This is a genomic window from Bacteroides sp. AF20-13LB (assembly GCF_003603065.1).
Lineage (GTDB): Bacteria > Bacteroidota > Bacteroidia > Bacteroidales > Bacteroidaceae > Bacteroides > Bacteroides uniformis.
This window is the reverse complement of record NZ_QTMH01000002.1, coordinates 314,664-339,894: the sequence shown is the minus strand read 5'-3', so window position 1 is coordinate 339,894 and position 25,231 is coordinate 314,664. Positions and strand designations below refer to the sequence as shown.

General features: G+C 44.1%; 27 protein-coding genes. 24 read left to right on the top strand and 3 right to left on the bottom strand.

Annotated elements, in window-relative coordinates; all coding sequences use genetic code 11:
* From DWX62_RS03665 to DWX62_RS03580, 19 genes are all read left to right on the top strand, one after another.
* On the top strand, positions 1–326 hold a 326-nt coding region (locus DWX62_RS03665), incomplete at its 5' end, for a DUF3871 family protein (protein WP_120172586.1).
* A gap of 48 nt (positions 327–374) precedes the next feature.
* Positions 375–497, top strand: a complete 123-nt coding sequence (locus DWX62_RS22455) for a hypothetical protein (RefSeq protein ID WP_255421214.1) — start codon at positions 375–377, stop codon at positions 495–497.
* Between the two features lie 169 nt (positions 498–666).
* Positions 667–1,254: a tyrosine-type recombinase/integrase gene (locus DWX62_RS03660; protein ID WP_117974375.1), complete on the top strand. Its 588-nt coding sequence runs from the start codon at positions 667–669 to the stop codon at positions 1,252–1,254.
* A gap of 683 nt (positions 1,255–1,937) precedes the next feature.
* Positions 1,938–2,285, top strand: coding sequence for a hypothetical protein (locus tag DWX62_RS03655; protein WP_117974297.1), 348 nt, complete (start codon positions 1,938–1,940; stop codon positions 2,283–2,285).
* 161 nt (positions 2,286–2,446) lie between these two features.
* Positions 2,447–2,890: a hypothetical protein gene (locus tag DWX62_RS03650; RefSeq protein ID WP_117974299.1), complete on the top strand. Its 444-nt coding sequence runs from the start codon at positions 2,447–2,449 to the stop codon at positions 2,888–2,890.
* Positions 2,887–3,264 carry a hypothetical protein gene (locus DWX62_RS03645; protein ID WP_117878652.1) on the top strand — a complete coding sequence of 126 codons (378 nt, stop codon included), beginning with the start codon at positions 2,887–2,889 and terminating at the stop codon, positions 3,262–3,264. The genes DWX62_RS03650 and DWX62_RS03645 overlap by 4 nt, the downstream gene beginning before the upstream one ends.
* Positions 3,261–4,265, top strand: a complete 1,005-nt coding sequence (locus tag DWX62_RS21845; protein WP_057254400.1) for a hypothetical protein — start codon at positions 3,261–3,263, stop codon at positions 4,263–4,265. Before DWX62_RS03645 ends, DWX62_RS21845 begins: the two co-directional genes overlap by 4 nt.
* Before the next feature lie 94 nt (positions 4,266–4,359).
* Positions 4,360–5,415 (top strand): penicillin-binding transpeptidase domain-containing protein, encoded by a 1,056-nt coding sequence (locus DWX62_RS03630; RefSeq protein ID WP_117974303.1) that lies wholly within the window; start codon positions 4,360–4,362, stop codon positions 5,413–5,415.
* 75 nt (positions 5,416–5,490) lie between these two features.
* Entirely contained in the window at positions 5,491–5,880 is a 390-nt protein-coding gene (locus DWX62_RS03625) for a hypothetical protein (protein ID WP_117878646.1), read from the top strand.
* 68 nt (positions 5,881–5,948) lie between these two features.
* Positions 5,949–6,419 (top strand): HAD domain-containing protein, encoded by a 471-nt coding sequence (locus tag DWX62_RS03620; RefSeq protein ID WP_117878644.1) that lies wholly within the window; start codon positions 5,949–5,951, stop codon positions 6,417–6,419.
* Positions 6,420–6,608: 189 nt separating this feature from the next.
* On the top strand, positions 6,609–6,860 hold the full coding sequence (locus tag DWX62_RS03615) for a hypothetical protein (RefSeq protein ID WP_117878642.1): 252 nt from the start codon (positions 6,609–6,611) through the stop codon (positions 6,858–6,860).
* A gap of 6 nt (positions 6,861–6,866) precedes the next feature.
* Positions 6,867–7,055, top strand: coding sequence for a hypothetical protein (locus DWX62_RS03610; protein WP_057256150.1), 189 nt, complete (start codon positions 6,867–6,869; stop codon positions 7,053–7,055).
* A 17-nt stretch (positions 7,056–7,072) separates the two neighbouring features.
* The gene (locus DWX62_RS03605; RefSeq protein ID WP_120172584.1) at positions 7,073–7,327 is read left to right on the top strand and encodes a hypothetical protein; all 255 of its coding nucleotides are present in this window, start codon (positions 7,073–7,075) and stop codon (positions 7,325–7,327) included.
* A 151-nt stretch (positions 7,328–7,478) separates the two neighbouring features.
* Complete coding sequence (locus DWX62_RS03600; RefSeq protein ID WP_133303591.1) at positions 7,479–7,676, top strand: hypothetical protein; 198 nt, start codon at positions 7,479–7,481, stop codon at positions 7,674–7,676.
* A gap of 6 nt (positions 7,677–7,682) precedes the next feature.
* On the top strand, positions 7,683–7,844 hold the full coding sequence (locus DWX62_RS21840; RefSeq protein WP_165859000.1) for a hypothetical protein: 162 nt from the start codon (positions 7,683–7,685) through the stop codon (positions 7,842–7,844).
* A gap of 34 nt (positions 7,845–7,878) precedes the next feature.
* Complete coding sequence (locus DWX62_RS03595) at positions 7,879–8,334, top strand: hypothetical protein (protein ID WP_117878636.1); 456 nt, start codon at positions 7,879–7,881, stop codon at positions 8,332–8,334.
* A 10-nt stretch (positions 8,335–8,344) separates the two neighbouring features.
* Positions 8,345–8,635, top strand: coding sequence for a hypothetical protein (locus DWX62_RS03590; protein ID WP_243636243.1), 291 nt, complete (start codon positions 8,345–8,347; stop codon positions 8,633–8,635).
* Positions 8,636–8,766: 131 nt separating this feature from the next.
* On the top strand, positions 8,767–9,651 hold the full coding sequence (locus DWX62_RS03585) for a hypothetical protein (RefSeq protein ID WP_117878634.1): 885 nt from the start codon (positions 8,767–8,769) through the stop codon (positions 9,649–9,651).
* 117 nt (positions 9,652–9,768) lie between these two features.
* A complete protein-coding gene (locus DWX62_RS03580; RefSeq protein ID WP_117878632.1) occupies positions 9,769–10,704 on the top strand; it encodes a hypothetical protein in 936 nt (311 codons plus the stop codon).
* 273 nt (positions 10,705–10,977) lie between these two features.
* Here DWX62_RS03580 and DWX62_RS03575 read toward each other — a convergent pair whose 3' ends face one another.
* Positions 10,978–13,044, bottom strand: a complete 2,067-nt coding sequence (locus DWX62_RS03575) for an RNA degradosome polyphosphate kinase (protein WP_120172583.1) — start codon at positions 13,042–13,044, stop codon at positions 10,978–10,980.
* A 91-nt stretch (positions 13,045–13,135) separates the two neighbouring features.
* Between DWX62_RS03575 and DWX62_RS03570 the strand changes: the two genes are divergently transcribed.
* From DWX62_RS03570 to rfbB, 3 genes are all read left to right on the top strand, one after another.
* Positions 13,136–13,630: a metallophosphoesterase family protein gene (locus DWX62_RS03570; RefSeq protein WP_005827049.1), complete on the top strand. Its 495-nt coding sequence runs from the start codon at positions 13,136–13,138 to the stop codon at positions 13,628–13,630.
* 364 nt (positions 13,631–13,994) lie between these two features.
* Positions 13,995–14,867, top strand: a complete 873-nt coding sequence (gene rfbA, locus DWX62_RS03565; protein ID WP_005827046.1) for a glucose-1-phosphate thymidylyltransferase RfbA — start codon at positions 13,995–13,997, stop codon at positions 14,865–14,867.
* Between the two features lie 87 nt (positions 14,868–14,954).
* Positions 14,955–16,097: a dTDP-glucose 4,6-dehydratase gene (rfbB, locus tag DWX62_RS03560; RefSeq protein WP_005827045.1), complete on the top strand. Its 1,143-nt coding sequence runs from the start codon at positions 14,955–14,957 to the stop codon at positions 16,095–16,097.
* Positions 16,098–16,143: 46 nt separating this feature from the next.
* Here rfbB and menA read toward each other — a convergent pair whose 3' ends face one another.
* Entirely contained in the window at positions 16,144–17,055 is a 912-nt protein-coding gene (gene menA, locus DWX62_RS03555; protein WP_005827044.1) for a 1,4-dihydroxy-2-naphthoate octaprenyltransferase, read from the bottom strand.
* Positions 17,056–17,125: 70 nt separating this feature from the next.
* On the opposite strand from menA, the gene DWX62_RS03550 reads away from it, so the two are divergent.
* Positions 17,126–18,193 carry a metallophosphoesterase gene (locus DWX62_RS03550; RefSeq protein ID WP_034523237.1) on the top strand — a complete coding sequence of 356 codons (1,068 nt, stop codon included), beginning with the start codon at positions 17,126–17,128 and terminating at the stop codon, positions 18,191–18,193.
* A gap of 1 nt (position 18,194) precedes the next feature.
* Here DWX62_RS03550 and DWX62_RS03545 read toward each other — a convergent pair whose 3' ends face one another.
* Positions 18,195–21,164 carry a PEP/pyruvate-binding domain-containing protein gene (locus DWX62_RS03545; RefSeq protein ID WP_005827042.1) on the bottom strand — a complete coding sequence of 990 codons (2,970 nt, stop codon included), beginning with the start codon at positions 21,162–21,164 and terminating at the stop codon, positions 18,195–18,197.
* 125 nt (positions 21,165–21,289) lie between these two features.
* Between DWX62_RS03545 and DWX62_RS03540 the strand changes: the two genes are divergently transcribed.
* Positions 21,290–25,222, top strand: a complete 3,933-nt coding sequence (locus DWX62_RS03540) for a hybrid sensor histidine kinase/response regulator transcription factor (protein ID WP_120172582.1) — start codon at positions 21,290–21,292, stop codon at positions 25,220–25,222.
* Positions 25,223–25,231: the final 9 nt, after the last annotated feature.

Below are 25,231 nucleotides of genomic sequence, written 5' to 3'. Positions count from 1 at the left end.
GCCTAAATGAGCACCAGTTTGTGACCTTACTTGGCAGGATGCGACTTTATCAGTGCTTGCCACAAGGCTATCAGAAGGCTATCCCCAGAATGCTGCTTACTGACACACAGATAAACAGTGTAGCTAAAGCGTATATCAATGACGATAACTTTGGCAGTCTGGGCAGTGACCTATCCATGTGGAAGTTCTATAACCTGCTTACTGGCAGCAACAAGAGCAGCTACATAGACAGCTTTCTGGATAGAGCCTACAACGCTACAGAACTGGCAACGGGTATTGCATCCGCTCTGCATGGTGATGAAAAATACAGCTGGTTTCTTTCTTAGCTGTATCTGGAATTATATCCTATTACTGGTTTCTCAAAACTGGAGATTATGCTACGGAATTTATTCTACGTGTTATTGGCTACTTTGGTATTCTTCATTGCAATGGCATTATTCCCACTTATAGCGGTGGGATATATCCTGCTATTGGGCTATGCCATTGTTAAAGGATAGCTTAGTATGGAGGACATCTATATAATAAGGTATAGGTGTCCTCTTACTGTTAATGGGAGAAATGTTCACTTCTTTACAAAGTGAATGTTTCTTTGATTATCAGCAAGTTGGATATTCCAGCTTAAAAATGATATTCACTTTTATTTATTTACATACAAAACTGAACATTATGAGTTTAAAATATTCAAGCACCACAGCAGATTATCTGCAATGGAGCGAAGCAATGAACTTGATAAGAAAACTGGCTAAAGATGGAAATTACAGAATTTCCATTCTTGTTGCTCTGGGCTGTTTCACTGGTCTAAGAATATCTGACATTCTGGCTTTACACTGGAAGCAGATACTAAATACCAGTGAATTTACAGTGATAGAGAAAAAGACAGATAAGGTAAGAACTATTAGGATAAACGCCCAACTTGGGCAGCACATTAAAGAGTGCTATGAACAGATAAAGCCTATAGGGATTAACGCACCTATTTTAGTGAGCCAGAAAGGGACTGTTTTCACTATCCAAAGAATCAATGTGATACTAAAAGAGGTGAAAAAGAAGTATAAATTAAAGGTCAAGAACTTTAGTTGTCATTCACTTAGAAAGACTTTTGGCAGGCAAGTTTATAACATGAATAGTGACAATTCAGAACTTGCCCTAGTAAAACTCATGGAACTGTTCAATCACAGTTCTGTAGCCATTACTAAAAGATACTTAGGTTTGAGGCAGGAAGAACTACTTAATACTTATGACTGCCTTAGCTTTTAACACACAAGTTTAGTTCTAATACAAACGCTTTTCGTATATTTGTGCCGTTCCAGTAATGGAATAACATATTTATTTAACGAAAGGCGTTTTGCATTATCCTTGTCTCTAAAGTTCGCCAAAATTTTACACTACGAGGATATGCACAACGCCCATACTTGGCTATATACCTGCTTTCTGGCAGTATATCATAGTCTAGGTGTGGGCAACTTGTGTGTATTTGTAGTGTGGGTGTTTGGCGATACCTAGAGACAGATATGCTGATAGTTCCCACACCTTTCTTGTATGTAGAAATTGCATCTTTGGGAACTGGATGTACAATTAAATGCAAGAATTATGAAACACATATCATTACAGTTGTCCCCAACCTTGTTTGTACTTTGCATGGCAGGTAAAATGTTAAATCCTTTACAAATTCATAGATTAGGCATTTTTATCTAAAAATCTTTGTGCAGGAATGTAATTTAATTAATATCTTTGAAAGCAAATAAGAAGGCATTGCATTAGCCTTTTTCATAGAGGCTATTTCAGTCCTCCAGTGTCTTGAATACTATGTGAAACAACTTCTGAAAGGGGACAAGGAAGTAGAAATTTACATTTAGAGGGAAGAGGTTATTTAACTAATCTGTAAATGAGAATTCTATACTAAAGTAGAAATATAATTTATCTAATGAATATATAGTTATATGGCACCAACTTTTCGTTTAAGTCCAGAAAGCCTGCAAATGATTGAGAATATCTGTAATGGCTTTAGAAGATTTGAGAATTATCATATTGTAACAACTGATGATAATTGGAGTACTGGAACATTTCATGTTGATGTTTATCACATGGGACGCTTTTGTTCTAAATATATGTTTTGTCCCACTCTGAATGGTAAAATTGGTTCAATAGCCATATATGGCGTTGGACTACCTGACCATCTAAAAAAAATACAAGCATCTATGAACTGTTTTGGTTTAAGTGTTGCAGAAGTTTCCATAGACAAAGAAGGAATGTCTCCTTATGTGGATGTAGTGCTAGCTCCTTATTAAAGTGTGTATACCTATAATATGATAAATTTTTATTCCTTTCTAATATTTTGATTTGCAGATTGTAATATTCAATTTGTATATTATGGATTAATATTAGTAATGATTGGGTAAAGCTAAGTGATTTTAAACAAATGTAAGTATAAATCTTTATTTTTAATACAATGACAGACTTTTATAAGAATTTAATGAACAGTATCAATTCTGAAAAGGAAAGAAACGCCAAAATGATGGGAGCGTTAAGAATTGAGGATAAAGCTGCAATTTTACAGCTTGTATGCCAATTGATTATTTCTGCGGATGGCGGTATGATAGAAGAAAGGGACGATTGTGTGGTAGATTATGTTCTGAAAGAGTTAGGATATGATACAAACACTAGCTCTGGGGCAACGGACGGCAATTTATTATGGAATCGTGCTACTGAATTCAACCCATTTGAAGCATTCCAGATAGTATCAGAACTTGATAGGGATGTGAAAAATATGGTTAAGACCATATTACTGCAAATTTGTAAAATGGGAGGCAATTTTGTAAATAGAGTGGATATTGCCCAACAGATATTTCAAAGAACAAATATTGAATATTATCCAGTAAACTTGACATTATGATAACACGGGCAGAAGCTCAACAAATAACCGTTTCTTCTTATAATGACTTATGTAATAGGCATGGAGGAACGGTTAGAGGAAATGATACTATCTCTGATATAGTGAATGTTGGATGTCACTACCTCTTGTCCCATTACAAGGATATTGTACAAACTGCTGATAAAGACGAAGTATATGACTTGGTTCCTCTGAACTATAAATATATGGCAGAAGCAAAAATTATAGCAGGGGCAATGAAACAATGGTTGCCAGATTTATTGACTCAACAACATATTGATGGTATTGCTTCCATGATTATCCTCAATATAGGTTGGTCTGGAATGTGGAATTTTTTATGCGATTATTTTAAGCAAGAGCATGATAGAGTAATATGAAAACATTCTTACTGGACAGCTTTAACAGATATAAAAGATTTAGTGAGGAATTGGATGTTAGGACTATATTGTGTAATAAGCCTTGGCTGATATTCAATGATTGTGGGGACAAGGAATTATATGTTTTTCAAGAAGACGGTTCTCTCATTGCATCAGTAAATGGTAATGTTACCAATGCTAAATGGCAATATATACCTGCCAATAAATCTCTTGTTGTTTCTTTCAAGGAACAATCATATATGTTTCATCCTTCGTTTATTAATAACGTCATATTCGCTTTACAGCAAGATGGCACAGAAAGGTTTGCCTTTATGATAAGTGAAGAGCAAAGTGAATCTTTTTATCCTAAATCTCTTAAAGAGCTGAATAACTATTTTGAAGGAATAGAACGTAAAAGAAACGAAGCGAAAGAACAAGAGAAAAGATGGCTGATTGAACAGCAACAGAAAGAGCAGCAACGAATAGAGGAAGAGAATAAAAGACAGCAACAATATCGTATAGAGCAGGAAAGACAACGACAAGAGGAAGCTAGAAGAGCAGAGGAGGAGCGAAGAAGAGAAGAAGAAAAACTTGCAGAAATCAAGAAAGAGAATGATATATTAAAACAATACAAATTATTTTTGGCTGCAAAAGTTTTAGGCTATAATTTAATAGGAATTATAACTGTAACACTCACAATTTTAACATATAATAGCGCCACTGACGGGGTTTGGGTTATTGTTCCTCTTATAGTTTTCTGTATATCATATTATCTTCATAAAGCAATTATTTCATGGCTACGGAGAAGAATAATATCTAATCATTTACAAACTAAAAAGAAGAAAAAAGAAAAGGAAGATAGAAAGAGAGAAGAAGAATGGGGAAGGTATATAAAGCAGAGAGACCAAAGAGATTTTGAACAAATTGAAAAGCATAGAATGGAAAGAGAAAGACAAGAAAAAAGAATGAGAAGAAAAAATTATAAAATTACGAGGTGGCTTAATAAAATGCTTTTGAAGTGATTGAATTAAATGAGGTGAAATCAACAATTAGAATCACTTTAAGACTTGTTTGGAATAACATACCCGTCTATAAAATCATTTTAATAAATGGAGAATGAAAATATTTAGAATATTAATAGTATTGATGGCATTGGTTTCTGGATTTTATGCTTGTGTAAATAAAGAAAACGAAACTAGAGATAATGCCATTGACAGTACATTACAAACTAATGCCACTGCCATACTGGAAAGCAAGTTGTCTGAACTTAATGCCCAATCTGGGCAGGTAATTGTTATGGAAGTCCAGACTGGGCAAATAAAGGCTCTGGTTGGACTTGAAAGGAAAGACAGTGCAGACTACCAACCATGCGAGAACTTCTCTGTACAACAGCCTACTGGCTTGATGCAGGGTGTCTCGCTATTGGCTGCACTGGAAACAGGAAAGGTGAAAATGAGTGATAGGGTGAATGTTGGCAATGGCATTTATGTCTGTAAGGGAGATACTGTTTTCGACCATAACTGGCATAGAGGCGGCTATGGTGAAATTACGGTAAAGCAAGGACTGGCTAGTGGTTCAAACATTGCTACAGTCAAGACTATGGAGAATGCTTTTGGTAACAATGCACAAGCATACTTTGATGTATTGTCAAAAATGAGCTATGGCAAGCCAGACAGTATCAATGGCATTCTGCAACCTTATAGGATTACAGAAAGAAATATCACTTGGGACTGCATAGGATATGGACAGTCTGTTTCTCCTATTCAAGTCCTTACATTCTACAATGCTATCGCCAACAATGGGAAAATGGTGCAGCCTCAACTATACAAGGACAGTGTAGTGGTTATCAATCCCCAGATAGCAGATAAGGCTAATATCGACAGCTTGAAACTGGCACTGGCATATAATGTTACAGACGGACTGGGGCAACCTGCCAAGTCAGATAAGACTACCGTAGCAGGAAAACAAGGCACTATCATAGTCTCTACAGATGATGGCAATACAATGTATGCAGTGGAGTTCTGCGGCTACTTTCCTATTGACAATCCCAAGTATAGTATTATTGTTTCCATTAACAAGACTGGTTTGCCTGCTAGTGGTGGGTTGATGGCAGGTGATGTGTTTAGGCAAATAGTTGATTGCATGATTTATAGACATTTAGAAATAAATTAACACGTTTGGGTTATATTCAAATGGTTTCATAAGAAGAAAGGACAAGTCCTTAAAAGTGAAAAGCCATATAGCATTATTAAATGTGGCATTACCCTTGCATACATAGAAGAACTAAAAGCAAACGAGATATTTGTGTTTGGAAGTAACCTGCAAGGCATACATGGTGGCGGTGCGGCACGAATAGCAAGAGAATGTTTTGGTGCTATCATGGGGCAAGGAGTAGGGCTACAAGGACAGTCTTATGCCATACCTACTATGCAAGGTGGAGTGAAAACAATAAAACCGTATGTTGATGAATTTATAAAATTTGCTCAAATTCATACAGAATTTCATTTTTTGGTAACAAGGATTGGCTGTGGCATTGCAGGCTTTAGGGATGAAGACATTGCACCGTTGTTTGAGAATGCCATAAATCTATCTAATATAAGTTTGCCAAAAGAATTTGTAGACATTATTACATTTTGATTATTTTTTAAGTGTAGGTGATATATGTTGGCAGTAGTTGATTATATAAATCTTTAATAGCTTTTGCGATGAAAATTATATTTCTGGATTTTGACGGTGTAATGGATACCGCTTATTACGATATGGTTCTTGTTAGTAAAGGCTTGCAAGAGGTTGATGAGTATGGTGTATTATTTGACCCTGCATGTGTTAGGAACTTAGAAACTATAATTAGAAAAACAAAAGCGGATATTGTTGTAACTTCTTCTTGGAAATACCTAATGTCTTATGAAGAGTTTTTAGAAATGTGGAATGCAAGAAATCTACCAGGCTTTATAACAGATACCACACCCAATATTAGTAATCACCGTGGGGATGAGATAGACGCATGGATTAGAGAATGCAAAACAGAATGTGAGTATGTCATTATTGACGACCTTGATGCAAATAATTTCAATGAGCATCATTTACCGCATCTGATAACGGTCAATCCTTATAATGGATTAGACGAAATTGCAGTGAAACAAGCTATTGAGATATTAGGTATGGATGTTAGCTAAATAATAGAGTGTTGAAGTGACAACATTTGATTTTACCGTATGGCTTAAATGTGAGAATGGAGGTAAATTATGAACATTAAAAGAGTAAATGGAACTGTGTGCCACCAAAAAACAATACTCATACTATATATTAATTTAGTTATCTGATAATTGATACATTTTTTCATATAAAATGGCATAAGTGGAATTATGAAACGTGAATTTAAAAGCGGTGAAGTAGTATTGGAAGTATATGATGCGTCTCTTAGAATTGTAATGGACCATTTACTTCCACCATACGAAGAGAATGGAGAATGTAGCTATACTATTAATATAGCAGGTAACGAGAACTTTGGAGGGGGATTTCCACGTAAGTATGTGGAGAAGCAAGTAGATGAATATCTAGATACAATAAGAGAGTTCATTATAGAAGGATTAATTAGTAAAGGTAATCTTAAATGAATTAATATGGATAATGAAACAAAGACAGCAAGTGAGATATGGGATATTATGGAGGAATTAGGAATTGCAGTAGACAAATCTTTCATTGAGCCCTGCGATTTAACTCCACCCACTTTAGAGGAACTATGTAGGATGTTTGGAGTTAACAGCTTAGAAGAACTTAGAAACATGCCTCCTAGTCCAATGGCTTTTTGATATTAATAAGAAGAATTATGATAAGAATGACAAGTAATGATTATTATGACTTCTTGGAGAAGGTTTTAGAGAGATACGAAGCAGGAGAGCTATCAGAGGAGGAAGCAAGACAAATGATAAACGATGTTGATGTCAGTGACTACAAAGCAGACCCACGTCCAATAGCTGACATTCCTGCCGAATGGTCTACAATAATAGCAACGCCAATTATAGCTAATAAAACTAATGATTATGTTACTAAAGACACTAAACAAGTTAATAGAGGAGAATAACATAGACCCAGAAGAGTTTGCTAAAGACCCTTATGGTGTTATTGATAGATTAGAAGATGAAGGGTTAAAGTGGCTATTATTAATGGCAATGGAGATACAGGATTAATAACTACAAATCTAAAAAAAATAATGGGAGGAACAAATAATGATAATGACAAATGAAGAGTACAGCGATTTTAGTAGAAATCTGTTTGATAAGTTTGAGGCAGGGGAAATGACAGCAGAGGAAGTATACGCAGAATTAAATAAGGTAGAAGGCGTTGTATTCTCTGGTCCGCCCAGACGTAACTTGCCAGAGAAGACTATTGAGGAGATTGAAGAAATAAAACGAGAATTCAACATTAAATGAATTGATATGGATAATGAATTATCAGAACCAATTTATGAGAATTACGATGAGGACTTACAAGCCTTTAATGGGACTGGTGTTATACTTACTAGTGAAGAGATAAAAGAATTGTTTAATTGTAAAGGAGAATGGGAAGTTACAGATGGAGTTACAGATATGAGTTTTTAGTTATTAATATATTCATCCATAGGAGGGACAACTTATGGATTTAATAGAAGAAATGTGGATAAGCAAACCACAAAGAAGAATAACTAAATTATCTGATTTATCAGACGGAGTTATAGCAAGAATAAAGTTTTATAATGCTAATAAGGAATATACAGTGAATAGCTTTAAGTTAATGTTTGAAGATTATAAGAAATCTATCTATTGTTGTCAAGACTTTATAAAATTATGCCAAATCATTAACGATTATGACTACATCGTAAACTATATTAATCAATCTCATTTTAAGAATGAATTGGATATATTTACCCCAGAATTTGATAAAAAACGTACTCACCATATGACATCTTATAGGTCAAATGAAGATGTATTACAAGTAAGAGTAATTTCCAATGAAGGAGATATAAAGAGCTATGATATGTCTGCAATAGGAATTACATTTAAAGATATATTTCACATTATAGATAAAGAACGTAATAACTATAAACCTTAAATGAATTAATATGACTAATGAACTAATGCCAAATAAACAACCGGAGTGCTTCACTCCCAATGCTCCAATTAAATACGCAACGGCAGGAGGAAGAGGAGTAATGATAGGTTGCGGAATTATGACAGCCTTATATGTCATAGGTGTAATTATAGGGCTATGCTTGGGATATAGTTGGAGTAGCCTTTTTCTACCTTTCCTGCCATTTATCATCATAGGTGTTATGGTGGAATTTCCATGCTGTATATGGAAAGGCTTTAAGAAGTTCTACAATCTGGGATATGATAAGGAATGTAGAATATAGCAAAGTAAAAACAAGACAAATGTAAGGTAGTAAGTGAAATTTCATTTACTGCCTTATTTTTTATAATACAGTGAACTGGAATATTGGATAAATTTGTTTCTTTGCAGCCATTGATTTTAAAAGATAATACCATGAATGAATATGTAGATTTTTATATGCAGAGATGCTTGCAGGTAGCCACAAGCATAGATGACAAAAGCAAACATATTATATTGAACAATATCAAGGCTATAAATTATGAGGAAGCTGTAAAACTCGCTGAAACCATAATCATAGATGATAACAAACGAAAATTATTGCTAAGTGAAGAAGTCTTTGTTAACGATAGCACTCTAGCTCAATATTTAGAAAAAGAAGAACTGGATGCGTTAAAATTATGGAGATTATCCGTATTGCTGTACGCTATGATAATGGGATGTAATGTTGCTGAACTATCCATATCTATAGCAGACCAATATTTAGACTTGTTCAACCACCTAAACGATGGCATGAAGGTTGCAAGTATTAGTATTGAAGTAGTGAGTAGGTTGCCAACAGAAACGAAGAAAGGTAAATCGCCAGTTAAAACCAAAAAGTTTACTATCTCTAGTCAACTACTGATTAATAAAATAAAACAAGCTTATTTAGAACTGCAAGATGATATTGTAACAGTAGATAACTTGAAGCATTATACAATTGAGAGGATTACCACTATGAATGAAATAGCAAACAAAAGAATCTTGAACTATTATTTTGCACAAGAATTGCAAGCCTTCTTGAGCAAATACAAAGGTGGAAAAATGTCCTCAAACAGAAAGATGCTTGTTTTATACATCCTATACTTGTTTGGTCGTTTCAAGAACAATGTTCCAGTAAATACAGATAATTATAGAGCATTAATGCGCGACTATAATAAATCTCCAATAAAACTTTCTCTATTCACAGTAAACGGGCAGTCGTTCCCCTTAATCTTACTGCCTAATCCAGAAATTGAAAAAATAAGGTCTAAATATAGAAAGTTCATAGAGGAAATGTGAAATTTCGAGATAATCTGATTCTTCACGAAAAGTAATTTATGGCTCCTTATCTTTGCCACCATAAAAACATGGTGAGCTAGATACCAAAATAAATCCCAAGGGCATGGGTACCATAAAATGACAGAAGAATTAGCACTTCAAGTTTTAACGCTAGCAGTGCTAGCAAGTAAAGGAATCAAGATAGCTAGGCTATCAGGTAATCGTAACTTTGACGAAAAGGTGGTTAAAGCCAAAATGAAGTCCATGAAGGCAAATGGAATGTTAGTTCCTGCTATCATACTGGATGCAATGAAGGTTATAGAAGCCGGATTGGAAATTGTAGATTTTGAAACGGGAGAAATCATTAGCGCAGCTGATGCAGCCCGGTACGTTGTGTTAGCGGATGCAAACCACCGTTACAAAGCTCATCTAAATCTTCTGGAAGCTAACAAGGACTTAAAAGACGAAGAAAAGTACAAAGGTGAGTTCTATCTTATCTATGCTTTGAATGAAGAAATTGCAGTCTCGAGAATGTTTTCAGAAATTAACATTTGTACAAATCCTTGGAAGGGAGGCGACTTTCCTAAGGGGGCTAAAATGGCGTGCAAAGAGAAACTTCCGCTACTTGATTTTATCGTGAAGCTTACTGAACAAGGTTATCCATTACCAACTGCCTCAAAATGGGGAACGTTTAAAGCGAGTATTACTAAAGAGATAATGGCAGATGCAATGGCAGGTAAGATAAGTGATAAATTACGGAAAACTAATGGATTGGAAAGAGGTGAGAAATTATTAAAAGCAGCAGAAGAACACCTCTCTAAAGAGGTTCTCAAAAGTCGAACTCTCGTTGATTGGGTTATCAATAAATACGATGAAGCAGGCGATGAACAAAAAGTTAGTGTGATTGACAATCTGGTTGACTTCTTTTCAAGTTTGAGCAAAGAGAAAGCAGAGCAGATAGAGAAAGCCAAAGGACAACGAGGTGGCGATACCAAAGAGACCATTATAAATCGTCTTCTTAACAAATTCTACGAGCAGTTCACACAATCTCAAAGAACTTCTACTGATGAGTAAAATTAAAAGCCGGTTATCGAGATGATAGCTGGCTTTTTTGTTTATTGTACTTATAACTTTTTCTATCCCTAATAGTAGTTTATTCAATTTTATAAGTTATTTTTGTACAATTCTAGATGGGGTGTTTTAAGCCAAATATTTAATAATATCTCTGTAATTGCTTGTAAAACAGTATATGTTAGAAATGTCATACATGTTACAGAAATGTTACAAAGCGATTGACGATTGATAATTGACGATTGATAATTGACGATTGATAATTATCGTTAATCGCTAATCCTTAATCCCTTGTTTCAAGTATTCGTAAAAGCTATATTGCGACCGTACCTTCTCCTTTTGCGGTCGTGACGACTTCCAGCGGTTTCGCAACCGGTCGTCCACGAAGCAGGCTTTCCGTTTGTCCGACAGTTGTATGGATAGCATATCGATGAGCTCTTGCTTCAAGTCCGGGTCCAGAATGGGGGTGACGGCTTCGATACGGCGGTACAAGTTACGCCGCATCCAGTCCGGCGAGCCGAGGAAGAGCTTGGGTGCGCCGCCGTTGCCGAAGTACCACACACGGGCATGTTCCAGAAAGGTATCCACGATGCGTGTCACGCGGATGTTGTGGCTGTACTCCTGCCCGGGGATGAGGCAGCAGATGCCGCGGACAATGAGGTCTATCTCTACACCGGCTTGCGAGGCTTCGTAGAGGCGGTCTATCATGGCGGGGTCTTGCAGGGCATTCATTTTTAGGATAATCCGTCCTTGCTTGCCTTGCCGGGTCAGTTCTATTTCGTGATTGATGAGGCGGTTCAGTTCAGGAATCAGGTTGAAGCGGGCCACAAGCAGGCGGTGGAACACTGGATTTTCCTTTCCCTGCAGAGTACGGAACAAGTTGTGCAGGTCGTTTACAATCACCGGGTTGCAGGTGAATAGTCCGCTGTCCGCATAGAGGGTGGCGGTCTTTTCGTTGAAGTTGCCGGTGCTGATGTAGGCGTAGCTTGTCAGTTTGCGCCCTTCCTTATCGCGGCGTAGCACGAGGGCTACTTTGGCATGTACCTTTAGTCCTGGTATGCTGAAAATGATGTTGATGCCGGCGGCTTTCATCATCTCGGCGGTGGCGAGGTTGTTTTCTTCGTCGAAGCGGGCTTTCAGTTCCACAAAGACGGTGACTTTCTTTCCGTTCTGTGCGGCGGCTATCAGGGTGTTGATGACGGTGGAGTTCTCTGCCACGCGATACTGGGTCACCATGATTTCGCGCACGGTGGGTTCGTGGACGGCCTCATATAGAAAATGGATGAAGTGGTCGAAGGAGTGGTAGGGATAATGCAGCAGCAGGTCCTTCTTCTCCACATAGCGGAAGATGGATTCGCGTTCGTCCAGGCAGGTCAGCTTCATGGGCTGGGGTTTCTTGATGGGACGTACGCTTTGGTTGGGATTGGGCAGATGCCGCAAATCCTCCATGTTGAGGTGCTTGTCTCCCGGCACCAGCTCCCGGCGGTCTATGCGGTAGGCATCTACCAGAAAGTCGAGGAAGTCCTGGGGCATGGCGCGGTCGTATACAAAACGGCACACGGCGCCTATCTTGCGTTTCTTTACCTTCTTCTTCACCTGCTCGATGATTTCGGAGGTATTGGCGGCATCGTCTATCAGAATATCCGCATCGCGTGAAATCTTGATGCAATAACTGCTGTCCACTTCATAACCGGGGAAGATGGTATCCAGATTGGCCTTGATGATGTCTTCAATGAACATCAGATAATAGTCTTTCCCCACCTTGGGCAGCTGGATGAAGCGCGGCACTTTGCTGTACGGCAGTTTCATCACGAAATACTGGATGCGGTTTGGAGAACTGGCGGGAGCTCCTTTCAGATGAAGCCGTACGGCCAGATAGAGACGGTTGTCGCGCAGGAATGAAATCACCTTGTCCTTGCTTACGGGCACCGGGGCCAGATAAGGGAATATCTCTTCGCGGAAGAAGTTGCGCACGAAGTCGCGGTGAAACGGTTCTACGTTGCGGCTTTGATAGAATATGATGTGATGTTTCCGCAGGGCGGGCAGTATCTTCTGTTCGTAGATGCGGATACGTTCCTCCAGTTGGCGGTTGACTTCTTGGTTGATTTCATCTACCAGTTCGGCGGCAGACTGCATAGTCTCTTCATCGCTTTGCGAGGCTCCGGTGGCTATGGCCTTATGGTCGGCTACGCGTATCTTGTAGAATTCTTCCAGATTGGAAGAGTATATAGAAATAAAGTTGATGCGTTCGTATAGCGGCAATGTCTCGTCTTCCGCTTCCAGCAGTACGCGGTAGTTGAAGGAAAGCCAGCTGATGTCACGTTTGAAATATCTGTTGTCCATGGTGTTAAGGTGTTAATGTGGCATATTAGCACATTACCACATTGTATTCTTCCCAAATATAATTACCTTTGTCTTAATAAACAAAGGAAAGATGACAAAAGTTGGTTTATTATCGGATACGCATGGCTACTGGGATGAAAAGTACCTGCAATATTTTGAGGGCTGTGACGAAATATGGCATGCCGGTGACATCGGTTCGCTGGAAGTGGCACAGAAGCTGGCGGCTTTCCGTCCCTTCCGTGCCGTGTATGGCAATATTGACGGGCAGGAGATACGGCAGCTCTATCCGCAGATTCTCCGTTTCACGGTGGATGGGGCGGAGGTGCTGATGAAGCATATCGGCGGTTATCCCGGCAACTACGACCCTTCCATCAAGGGCAGCATTCTGGTGCGTCCCCCAAAGCTGTTCATCAGCGGGCACTCGCATATACTGAAGGTGAAGTATGACAAGACGTTGGATGTACTCCACATCAATCCGGGCGCTGCGGGCATTCAAGGTTTCCATAAGGTGCGTACGATGGTACGCTTTGCGGTTGATGGGGGAACGTTTAAAGATTTGGAGGTGATAGAACTTGCTGACCGATGATGTAGTTTGTTTATTTTCAATGGATTGTATTTACCGATTGCTTGCGCTATAGTGTAAAAGCCGTTACATGCTAATGTAAAGGTTGTTACGCTATTGGGTAAAGGCCGTTACACTATTTGGTAAAGGTCGTTACACGCTGAGGTAAAGACCGTTTCATCAAGGGGTGACGGCCGTTACGCACTGAAGTAAGCAAAACAATGTACCGGAGTAAGCAAAGCAATGAAGTAAAAAGATGAAACCAAGCCTTCACTTAATCGAATTTTTCCATTATCTTTGTACCCGAATAGCAAGTAGAGCCGTGGGGCATCGTCCTCCTTCTTATTTTATTCTCCATTTTGAAGTATCACCGAAAAAGAACTGAAATATGAAAGGAATTATTCTTGCAGGTGGCAGTGCCACTCGTCTCTATCCGTTGTCCAAGGCTATCTCCAAGCAGATAATGCCCGTCTACGACAAGCCGATGATATACTACCCGCTCTCTACACTGATGTTGGCGGGAATTCGCGAAGTGCTTATTATCTCTACTCCACGTGACTTACCCATGTTCCGCGAGCTGCTGGGAACCGGTGAAGAACTCGGTATGTCCTTTTCCTATAAGATACAAGAGAATCCCAACGGACTGGCACAAGCCTTTGTGCTGGGTGCAGAGTTCTTGGACGGCGGACCGGGCTGCCTTATTCTGGGCGACAACATGTTCTACGGTCAAGGCTTCTCCGCCATGCTGAAGCGTGCCGCTTCCATAGACAAGGGTGCCTGCATCTTTGGTTATTACGTCAAGGACCCCCGTGCCTACGGTGTAGTGGAGTTTGATGCCAACGGCAAAGCCGTCTCGCTGGAAGAAAAGCCTGCCAATCCTAAAAGCAACTATGCCGTCCCCGGACTGTACTTCTACGACTCCACCGTGACAGAGAAAGCCGCCTCCTTGAAGCCCTCTGCTCGCGGCGAATACGAAATTACCGACCTCAACCGTCTCTATCTGGACGAGGGCACGCTGAAAGTGGAGCTCTTCGGCCGTGGCTTTGCCTGGCTCGACACCGGCAATTGCGACAGCCTGCTGGAAGCCAGCAATTTTGTCGCCACCATCCAGAACCGTCAAGGCTTCCGCGTGAGCTGTATCGAAGAGATTGCCTGGCGCAAGGGCTGGATAGATGTAGACCAGCTGTATCGCTTGGGTGAACAGCTTGGCAAGACCGAATATGGCAAATACCTGATGGAACTGGCTGAATCGAAGCGATGAACTCTTTGTTCCCCAAAAAGAGAAGGAGAATAGTTCTCCTATAAAGGCCCGCTGACTTTAATTTTTAATTTATAATTTTTAATTCTCATGAAGACTTATCTCGTAACCGGTGCCGCCGGTTTTATCGGCGCCAACTATATTAAATACATCCTGGCAAAACATAATGATATTAAAGTGGTGATACTGGATGCCTTGACCTACGCAGGCAATCTGGGCACCATTGCCAATGACATTGACGATGAACGTTGCTTTTTTGTAAAAGGTGACATCTGCGACCGCGTGCTTGCCGACGAACTGTTTGCCAAGTATAAATTCGATTACGTAGTGAATTTTGCTGCCGAGAGCCACGTAGACCGTAGCATAGAGAATCCCCAGCTTTTCCTGATGACCAACATCCTGGGTACACAAAACCTGCTCGATGCCGCCCGCCGTGCCTGGGTCACGGGTAAGGACGAGTCCGGTTATCCCACTTGGCGCAAAGGCGTTCGTTACCATCAAGTGTCTACCGACGAAGTTTACGGCTCACTTGGTGCCGAAGGCTACTTCACAGAGCAAACCCCGCTCTGCCCGCACAGCCCTTACAGCGCCAGCAAGACGAGTGCCGATATGGTAGTGATGGCCTATCACGATACCTATAAGATGCCCGTCACTATCACCCGCTGTTCCAACAACTACGGTCCTTATCACTTCCCCGAAAAGCTGATTCCGCTTATCATCAAGAATATTCTCGAAGGCAAGAACCTCCCCGTCTATGGCGACGGCAGTAACGTGCGTGACTGGCTCTACGTGGAAGACCACTGCAAAGCTATCGACCTGGTTGTCCGCGAGGGTGTGGAAGGCGAAGTCTACAACGTAGGCGGTCACAACGAAAAGACCAATCTTGAAATCGTGAAGCTGACTATTGCCACCGTCCGCCGCTTGATGGAGGAAGAACCCCGTTACCGTGCAGTGCTGAAGAAACAAGTAAAAGCCGCCGACGGCACGATTGACATCAGCTGGATAAACGAAGACCTTATCACCTTCGTCAAAGACCGCCTAGGTCACGACCAGCGTTATGCCATCGACCCCACAAAGATTACCAATGCCCTGGGCTGGTATCCGGAGACGAAGTTCGAGGTCGGCATCGTCAAGACCATTGAATGGTACCTGAACAACCAGCCGTGGGTGGAAGAAGTGACCAGCGGTGATTATCAGAAGTATTACGAACAGATGTATGGAGGTAGAGGTTAAGGTTTAGGGATTAGGGTCTAACCGCTAATCCTTAACCTCTAACCTCTCAATTCAGCGCCACCGCTAACAGTAATCCTAAGAACAGCATATTGCGCGACGTCTCGCCCAGTATGCTGTTCAGCTTTTTACCGCTACCTATCTGTATCATTTTGCGCCACGTCAGTGCGTGCATATAGAGATAGACGCAGGGAGCCCAGATAAATTCCAGCGGAGTCAGCTTGCCCGTGTAGACAAACCAGAAGCAGAGCAGCACGGCGGCGATGCCCAGTGCCAGATACATATTCTCACCGAACTTCTTGCCGTAGCGTACCACCAGCGTACACTTGCCGCTCACGGCATCCTGCTCGCGGTCGCGATAGTTGTTCACCATCAGCAAGGTGTCTATGGCGAGGCCACTGACGAGCGACAGCACCACCACATCCATATTCAGCGTATAGGCCTGCACGTAGTAGGTGCCGCATACGGGCACGAAGCCGAAGAACACCAGCACCAGTACGTCGCCCCAGCCCCGATAGGAGAGCAGCGTGGTATAGAGGAAAGCAAACAGTATGCACACCACGCCCAGCACCACCAGTTCCCAGCCTCCGTGGGGCAGCTGCCCCCAGACGGTGAACAGCACTGCCAGCCCTGCCAGGCACGACAGTGTCAGTGCGATGCCGATGCCGGTTTTCATGGCTGCCGGCGTAATCCAACCTTCGGCGCAGGCGCGCTGCGGCCCCAGCCGGTCTTCCCGACGGTCGGTCCCTTTCTGGAAGTCGAAGAGGTCGTTGATAAAGTTGGCGGCAATCTGCATGCCGCAGGCAAAGAGGGCGCACAGCAGGGCGGGTGCGGTCTTGAACTGTCCGTCGCTGAAGGCAAGGGCACTGCCCAGCAATACCGGGATGATGGCTCCCGTCAACGTCTTGGGGCGGGCGGCGAGAAACCATGCGTAGGGTGAATTCTGTTTAATCTCGTTCATCGTAGTTCCAATTTAGTTCGGCATCTGCCAGCAAAAATACTGAAAATCCCTATATTTGTACCCACTTATGATGAAGAAGTTAGTCTACATATCCATTCTTTCTCTGCTGCTCTTGTCTTCCTGCCGTTCCAAGCGGATGATTACCGTGTCGTTGCCGCAGCCAGTCATGCAGGCAGACAGCACGCAGCTTGGCGATACTATCGGGTTGCCTGCCCGCCTTTCGCCGATGTTCACCTTTGACCAGTCTGATTTGCGTAATGTCCGCCGCCAGCCGGCGAAGGGCGAGGTAAAGAAACAGCAGATAAAGAAAACGGCACCGGTACAAAAGGTAATTGTGCAGCGAGGTACAAGAATCACATCGAAAACCACCCACGTAGGCTCGGCCTATAAGGGCGTCAGCCGCATTAAGACGTACGACTTCACGCATCGCGACGTGCCTGCCGCCTTCGAGGGCTTCCGCATCGCCTTTGTCTCCGACCTGCACTACAAAAGCCTGCTGAAGGAGGAGGGATTGAAGGACCTGGTCCGCCTGCTCATAGACCAGAAGGCCGACGTGCTGCTGATTGGCGGCGACTTTCACGAAGGCTGCCAGTACGTGCCGCCCGTCATGGCTGCCCTGGCGCAAGTGAAGACGCCGTTGGGCACCTATGCCGTGCTTGGCAACAATGACTACGAGGCTTGCTATGACGACATCGTGCGCGAAATGAGGCATTATGGCATGCATCTGCTGGAGCATAAGGTGGACACCCTGCGGCGTGGCGGCGAGCGGATTCTTGTGGCGGGCGTGCGCAATCCTTTCGACTTGGGCAAGAACGGCACATCGCCCACACTCGGCCTTTCGCCCGACGATTTCGTAATCCTGCTGACGCATACGCCAGACTATGCCGAGGACGTCCCGGTGACAAACTCCGATCTCATCCTGGCCGGACACACGCATGGCGGGCAGGTGACGCTGTTCGGGCTTTATGCACCGATAGTCCCCTCGCACTACGGGCAGCGGTTCCTCTCCGGGCTGAAGTACAACTCAAAGAACATCCCGATGATTGTCACCAACGGCATCGGCACTTCGCAGAAAGCCATCCGCATGTTTGCTCCCGCAGAGGTGGTGATGATTGTGCTGCACCGGCTGACGGACTGATTTATTCTTCGGGCATCAGCACCACTCCCAGTTTCTTCTTGCCATCCATCTTTACCACCATTGGCTGGTGGAAATGTACATGCCGCAGGTACTTCGTCTCGTGTACGGCAGGCTGTGCATTCAGGAATTCCTGGTTGTATACGCCGTCATTCATAAAGGCGTTGATGGTAAAGTATCCCACTCCAAAGGAGGTCAGGTTCTGGAAGAAGTGGGTTCCCTGGCTGGGGTCTACCCGGTAGTTGGTCAGTCCGGCTTCCACTATCACGCGGGCAGCGCTGATGTGCGGCCACTTCACGGGGATGCCGAGCCAGGTGTCACTGCTACCCCAGCGTCCGGGACCTACAAGGACATAGTTGCGGCCTTCGTCCAGGAACTGCTGGTTCAGCTTCTCTATCTCCCAGGCAATCTCCTGGTTGTGGGAGGCACTATAGTCGTCTGTCTTCACATAGATAATGTCATGTATCTCGTTCATGATGCCATGTCCCAATGAGTTGTTGGAACGGAGCAGTACCTGGTCGTCCGGAATGGCGGTAAGGTCTTCATCCAGCATCTCCTTGGTGTCGACTATCGGGCGGATTTGCAGCAGGTAGAAGGTGCCGGTTTTGTCCTTCTCGCGGCTCATGGTGGCGGCAAACTCTATCTCTACGGGACGGCGCATCTCCTGCTCTCCGTATTTCAAAGCCAGTTGCAGGATGCGTGGCAGGGGGAATACGTCGTGTTGCAGGATGTTGGCAAAGGTGATGACTTTGCGTCCACCGGGATAAAGCCCGTCGCGGATAATCTGGTCGTAAGGGTCGTAGGTGGAGGCTATGTAGTTCAGTGCTCCGTCCTTTTCCGCTTCTTTGACGTGCAGTTTCAGCAGGTTGAAGCCGTCGTCGATGGAGAAGTCGTGACCGGCATTGCGCAGGTCGAGGGCATAGAAGCGGGTCTGAGTCTCTTTGAGGGCAATCTCCATTTCGCTGGTTTGCAGCACCTGGTTGGGGTGATAGGGCGAGAAGCGGAGCGTCATGCCGCCGTCCACAATATATTTGCCCAAGCCGAGTGCCAGATTGACGATACCTTCTTCCGCCTTCTCGTCGCCGATGGGGTAGTAGTTGAGCGAACGTGCCACGCCGGACATGCTGGGGTAGTAGCGGTCACCATACTGGTTGCCCACTACCTCTTGTAGGATGACAGCCATCTTTTCCTGGTCGATAACGTTGCTCGTTGCCTGCATGTATGCCTTCGAGTCGCGGAAGTAGACCGAAGCATATACTCCCTTGATGGCATCGCTCAGCATGCGCAGCATCTCGTACTTGTCGTCCAGATAGGGAATCATGTAGGTGTTGTAGATGCCGGCGAAGGGTTGGTAGTGCGAGTCTTCCAACAACGAGGACGAACGGATGGCAAGCGGCGACTTCACCACGTCGAAGAAGGTGAAGAAGTCCTCCACCAGGCGGTCGGGCAGCTTTGCTTTGAGGAAGTAGCGCAGGATGACGTCATCGTCGGCATCGGACAAGGCTATCTGATACAGATTGTTGGTATCCATAAACTCGTCGAACACATCGGTACAGAGCACGATGGTCTTGGGGATGGCGACACGGGCATTCTCAAACTCTTCGAACTCGGGGTGATGCTTCACCAGGTTGTCGATGAAAGCCAGTCCGCGCCCCTTGCCTCCCAGCGAACCGTCGCCAATACGGGCAAAGTTGGAGTATCGGTCAAAGCGGTCGCGCCTGAAGACTGCCACTACTCCCTGGTTTTTCATCTTGCGGTATTTCACGATAGCCTCGAAGATAATTTTACGGTGGGCATCCACGTCTTGCAAGCTATTCCAGGTGATGGGCCGCAGGAACTCTGCCACGGGAAACATGGCACGCGAGTAGAGCCAGCGGCTGACGTGGTTGCGGCTGATGTGGTAAAGGAATGATTCTGCCGGAACAGCAAAAAGAATGTTTTGCAGCTCTTTGAGATTCTTTACGCGGGCAATCTCTTCCAGCGTGTCCGGGTTGCGGAAGATAAAGTCGCCGAAGCCGAAATTGTCTGATACAATACGGCGCAAGTCCACATCCATCTTTTTGGAATTCTTGTCGATGAAGGCGGCATCGTATTTGGCTGCATACGCTACGTTGTCCGATTCGCTGGACTGTATGATAAGGGGTACAAACGGGTCTTCCTTGCGGATGGCGGCACAGAGCTTGATACCAGCCAGTCCGTCCTTCTCGCCCCGTTCTACGCGGGGGAAGCGTACGTCGGTGATGACACCTAATATATTATTCTTATATTTTTGGTAGATGCCAAAGGCTTCTTCATAGGTACGTGCCAGTACAATTTTGGGACGTCCCCTCATGCGCAGTGTGCGCTGGTGGGCATTCAGTGCTTCGGTAGAGAATTCCTGGCTCTGCTTCAATACGAATTTATACAGATTGGGCAGGATGGAGGAGTAAAAGCGGATGCCGTCTTCCACCAGCAGGATGAGCTGCACACCCACTTCGTTGACGTCGTGCTCCAGGTTCATCTTGTCCTCTATCAGCTTGATGATGGAAACCAGCAAGTCGGTGTTTCCCAGCCAGCAGAACACATACTCAAAGGGACTGAGGTCTTCATTGGCAATGCGCTTGGTGATGCCGTGGCTGAAAGGGGTAAGTATCACCATCGGAATCTGTTCATACAGGTTTTTGATGTATCGTGCCACGTCGAAGCTGTCGTTGTCTCCCGTGCCCGGCATGCAGATGATGAGGTCGAAAGAGATGGAGGACAGCTGTGTCAGCGCCTCCTCGCAAGTGGAAACCTGCGTGAAACGGGGAGGGTAGCGCAAGGAGAGCGAAGTGTATTCATTGAATATCTTTTCGTCGATGCGGCCGTCATCTTCCAGCATGAAAGCATCGTAAGGATTGGCTATCAGAAGGACGTTGAAAATGCGCCGTGTCATGAGGTTGGCAAACTGTGTGTCCTTGAAATAGAGCTGGTTTAATTTGAACTTACTGAGCATGGCTTCTCATGATTTGTTGGTTTCGGAAGGCAAAAGTAATAGAAATCGAACCTATTCGGATAGTTTTTCGACCGTTTTTTTTATATTTATGCGTAATATTGCATCCGAAAAACAATATATGACCTATGTCTGCTCCATATCCGTTTCCATATAAATCCGTTGCATGTACATTTCTGCTGTTATGGGTGTTCGTTTTTTTGTCCGCTGACTTGTTTGCCGGTTCATTCCGCACCTTGGGTATCAAGGAGGGATTGGGCAGTCGGCAAGTATTCCAGATAAACAAGGATTCAGCCGGATTTGTCTGGGTGTATACTCATGTCGGGATAGATCGTTATGACGGGAATGAAATCAAGCATTACAAGTTGGACGGAATGGTTGATTCCAGGGACAATATCCAGTCTTCCACTACCATGATGTGTGATAGGGAGGGTATTGTCTGGGTTGCATTGAAGAATGGAAAAATCTATGCATACAACAAACTGACGGACTCTTTCCAATTGCGTGTGGACTTGGCCGATTACCTGCCTTCTCCGGTATTGTATAATATGCTGTTTGATGACGAAAACCGTTTGTGGTTGTGTATGTCGAAGGGGCTTTATTCTTGGGAAGAAAGTGCAGGACTGTCTTTTGCCGGATTGAAGGGGCAATCTGTCCGTTGCATGGTCCAAATGGAAGATGAAGTGTTTTTTGCAGGCACCGACAAGGGTGTCTTCCGGCTGACGAAGGCAGGAGCGGCAGGTTCTTCGTCTTTTGAGACGAGGCCGGTTGACCTGCATACAGAGATGCATGTGGAATCGCTCTATGTCTTCGGAGCGAAGCTGTTCATCGGTACCTTTTCAAACGGCGTATTTGTGCTTGACGGTCCCGAAGGGCAAATACATTCCTTGAATGACCGGATTCCTCATGTACCTATCCGTTCGTTTGCAAGGACAAAGGATAATTTGCTGCTGGTGGGAGCCGACGGTGCAGGTGTTTTTTGCATGGATGTCGCTACTGGAGAACTTTTGAACCATTATATGAATAACGGGGATGATGACAAAAGCTTGAGTGGTAATACGGTATCCGATATTTGTGTGGATGAATCCGGAGTTGTATGGATTGGCACTTCTACGAATGGCATCAGCTATCTGGATCCGGAGATGCCGGATGTCTATAGAATCAGGCACGAACGCAATAATGATAATTCCCTGAAGTCGGACCATGTAAATGTGATGTTTCAGGACTCGGAGGGAGATTATTGGTATGGTACAAACAACGGCGTCAGCCTCTATCAACCTCGGTCACGCAAATGGACCCACTATCTGGACGGTACGGAATATAGTGGCAAAGTGGTATTGGCGCTTGCCGAAGACTCCGGGGGAAACATCTGGGTAGGTGGCTATGGTATCGGTGTCTATTGTATTCATAAACAGACCGGACGGGTACAGAAGAAAGAGAAAAGAAATGCACATCCGGAGAAGGGAATGGCCACCGACTATGTTTATGCCATTTATGCGGAAGGGGATTATGTCTGGTTCGGTGGTATTGAAGGAGAGTTTACCCGTTACGATATACGGACGGATACTTATACATATTACCCGATTGATTGCATAGGTGACATAAAGCCGGGTAAGGGGGGCTCATTACTGATTGCCGGTTGCAGCGGGTTGGCCGTCTTTGATAAGAAGTCGGGAGACACGCAGTGGCATCAGACGTTTGGAGACATCTCTCTGCATTATCCTGTCCGTTGCCTGATGCAGTCCTCATCCGGCGATACCTGGCTGGCTACAGACGGGGAAGGCCTTATACGTGTTGGGCCGGATGGGAAAGAGGCGCATGCCTATACCGTAGATGACAATCTGGTTTCCAATTCCATCAACAGCCTGCTGGAGGATAACGAAGGGCGTATCTGGTTCAGTACGGAGAAGGAATTGTATTGCTTGGACTGCTCCCGGGATATTATCATCAGTGCCAATGATTTTTTGGATGTCAGCTGGGGATATTACAACCCGAATGCTGCCCTTAAGTTGAAGAATGGATGTCTTGCTTTCGGCACTGCAGAAGGGGTTCTTTCCTTTCTCCCGTCTTTGGACTTAGGGCCCCATGTGTCTGTTGAGCTGATTCTGACAGACTTTAAACTGCTTTACGAATCGGTCAAAGCGGGAATGAAAGGCTCTCTTTTGCAAACGAATATCAATGATACCCGGAAAATAGATTTGAAGTATAATCAAAACTCCTTCTCTATTTCCTTCTCTGCCATCAACTTTGCAGTCCCGCATCGTATCAGGTATGAGTATAGGCTCGAAAATCACAATGAGGAGTGGGAACACTCCAATTCAGTGCGGAACGTGAGCTATATGAATCTCTCGTCCGGTAAGTATGTATTCCGCTTGCGGGCATTTGATAAGTACACCGGGCAGCAGGTGGGAGAAAGAAGTCTGGACATTGTCATTCATAACCCTTACTGGGTTTCGTGGTGGGCGCTGCTCCTCTATTTCATCTTGTTGTCTGTCTTTGTCTACATGTTTGTGCAGTATAGGAGGCATAAGGTGAACGAGGGGCGTATAAGGGACAAGATACGTTCCTTTATCAGTATAGCCCATGATATCCGTACACCGGTTACTTTAATAAAGGCTCCGCTGAGCGAGCTCGAAGCGCAGGAGGGACTTCCGGAGCAGGGTAAGAAAACCGTTGCGGTGGCAATGAAGAATGTGGAAAAACTGATGGGAATGATTACTCAACTGCTTGAGTTGCAGAAAACGGAACTGCATGCCGAGGAGTGTCTGAAGGTTTCTCCATACGACATTAAGGCTTATCTGGAGGAAAAGATGGCGGAGTTTCATTTAGCCGCCATGCAGAAGAGCGTCGGGATAGAGTTGGAGGTGGAGCCGGATATGCCCAAGGTTTGGATTGACCGGGAGAAGATGGATCATATCATAGACAATCTGCTCTCCAATGCCTTGAAGTATACAGAGAAGGGAGTCATTCACATACTGGTGAAGACTGCAAGAAAGAAGTGGACTATTGAAGTGAAGGATACGGGTATCGGCATTCCGAAAGAGGAGCAGGGCAATATTTTTCACGAATATTATAGAGCCCAGAATGCCATGAACTTTGAGGAAACCGGTTCGGGTATCGGTCTGATGATTACGCGCCGCATTGTGAAACAGCATCACGGCACCATCTCTTTCAGTAGCGTGGAAGGGCAGGGAACTACGTTTACGGTAACTTTCCCGCAGAGGATAAAGGCGAGCGTGGCGGTGGAAGCGAAGGCTGACGGCCGGGAAGAAGCTCAGGCCGCTACCGGGGCTGTGCATGAAGAAACGGAACGTGCCGGGAAGAATGTCCTTCTTCTGGCGGAGGACGATGCGGATATGAGGGAGTATCTGGTGGACAGCTTGTCTTCCGAATATAAGGTAGTTGCCGTGCCCGACGGCGGAAAGGCATTGGAGACGGCAAGGGAAATCAATCCTGATATCATTATCTCGGACATTGTGATGCCGGTACTGGAAGGTGATGAATTGTGCCGGATTCTGAAGTCATCGGTAGATACAAGCCATATACCTATTATATTACTGACCGCACTGAGTGAGAGGGAAAATATCATCTTCGGACTGGAGGCCGGTGCCAATGACTACATCATCAAGCCTTTCGACTTGTCTGTGCTGAAAGTGCGTATCAGGAATATTCTTCAGAATAGGCAGCATTTGCGCGAAACCGTGTTGGCGATGGATGCGCAGCCCGAAGAGACAGACTATACCAGCCAGTTGGACAAGGAGTTTCTGGACAAGGTTATGAAAGTGATTGAGGAGGAGTTGTCCGATTCGGAATTCTCCATCAATGACTTCTGCCGGATGCTGGGCATGAGCCGCACTTCTGTCTACAATAAGATAAAGACGCTGACCGGGCAGGGACCGAATGATTTCATCCGCATTGTCCGTTTGAACAAGGCAAAAGAGCTGCTGGTTTCCCGGAAATATTCGATAGGGGAAGTGGCGAATATGGTCGGATTTTCTGACCCGAAATATTTTAGTACATGCTTCAAAAAGCAGTTTGGCACCAGTCCCAGCAAAATTTAGAGCCATGAA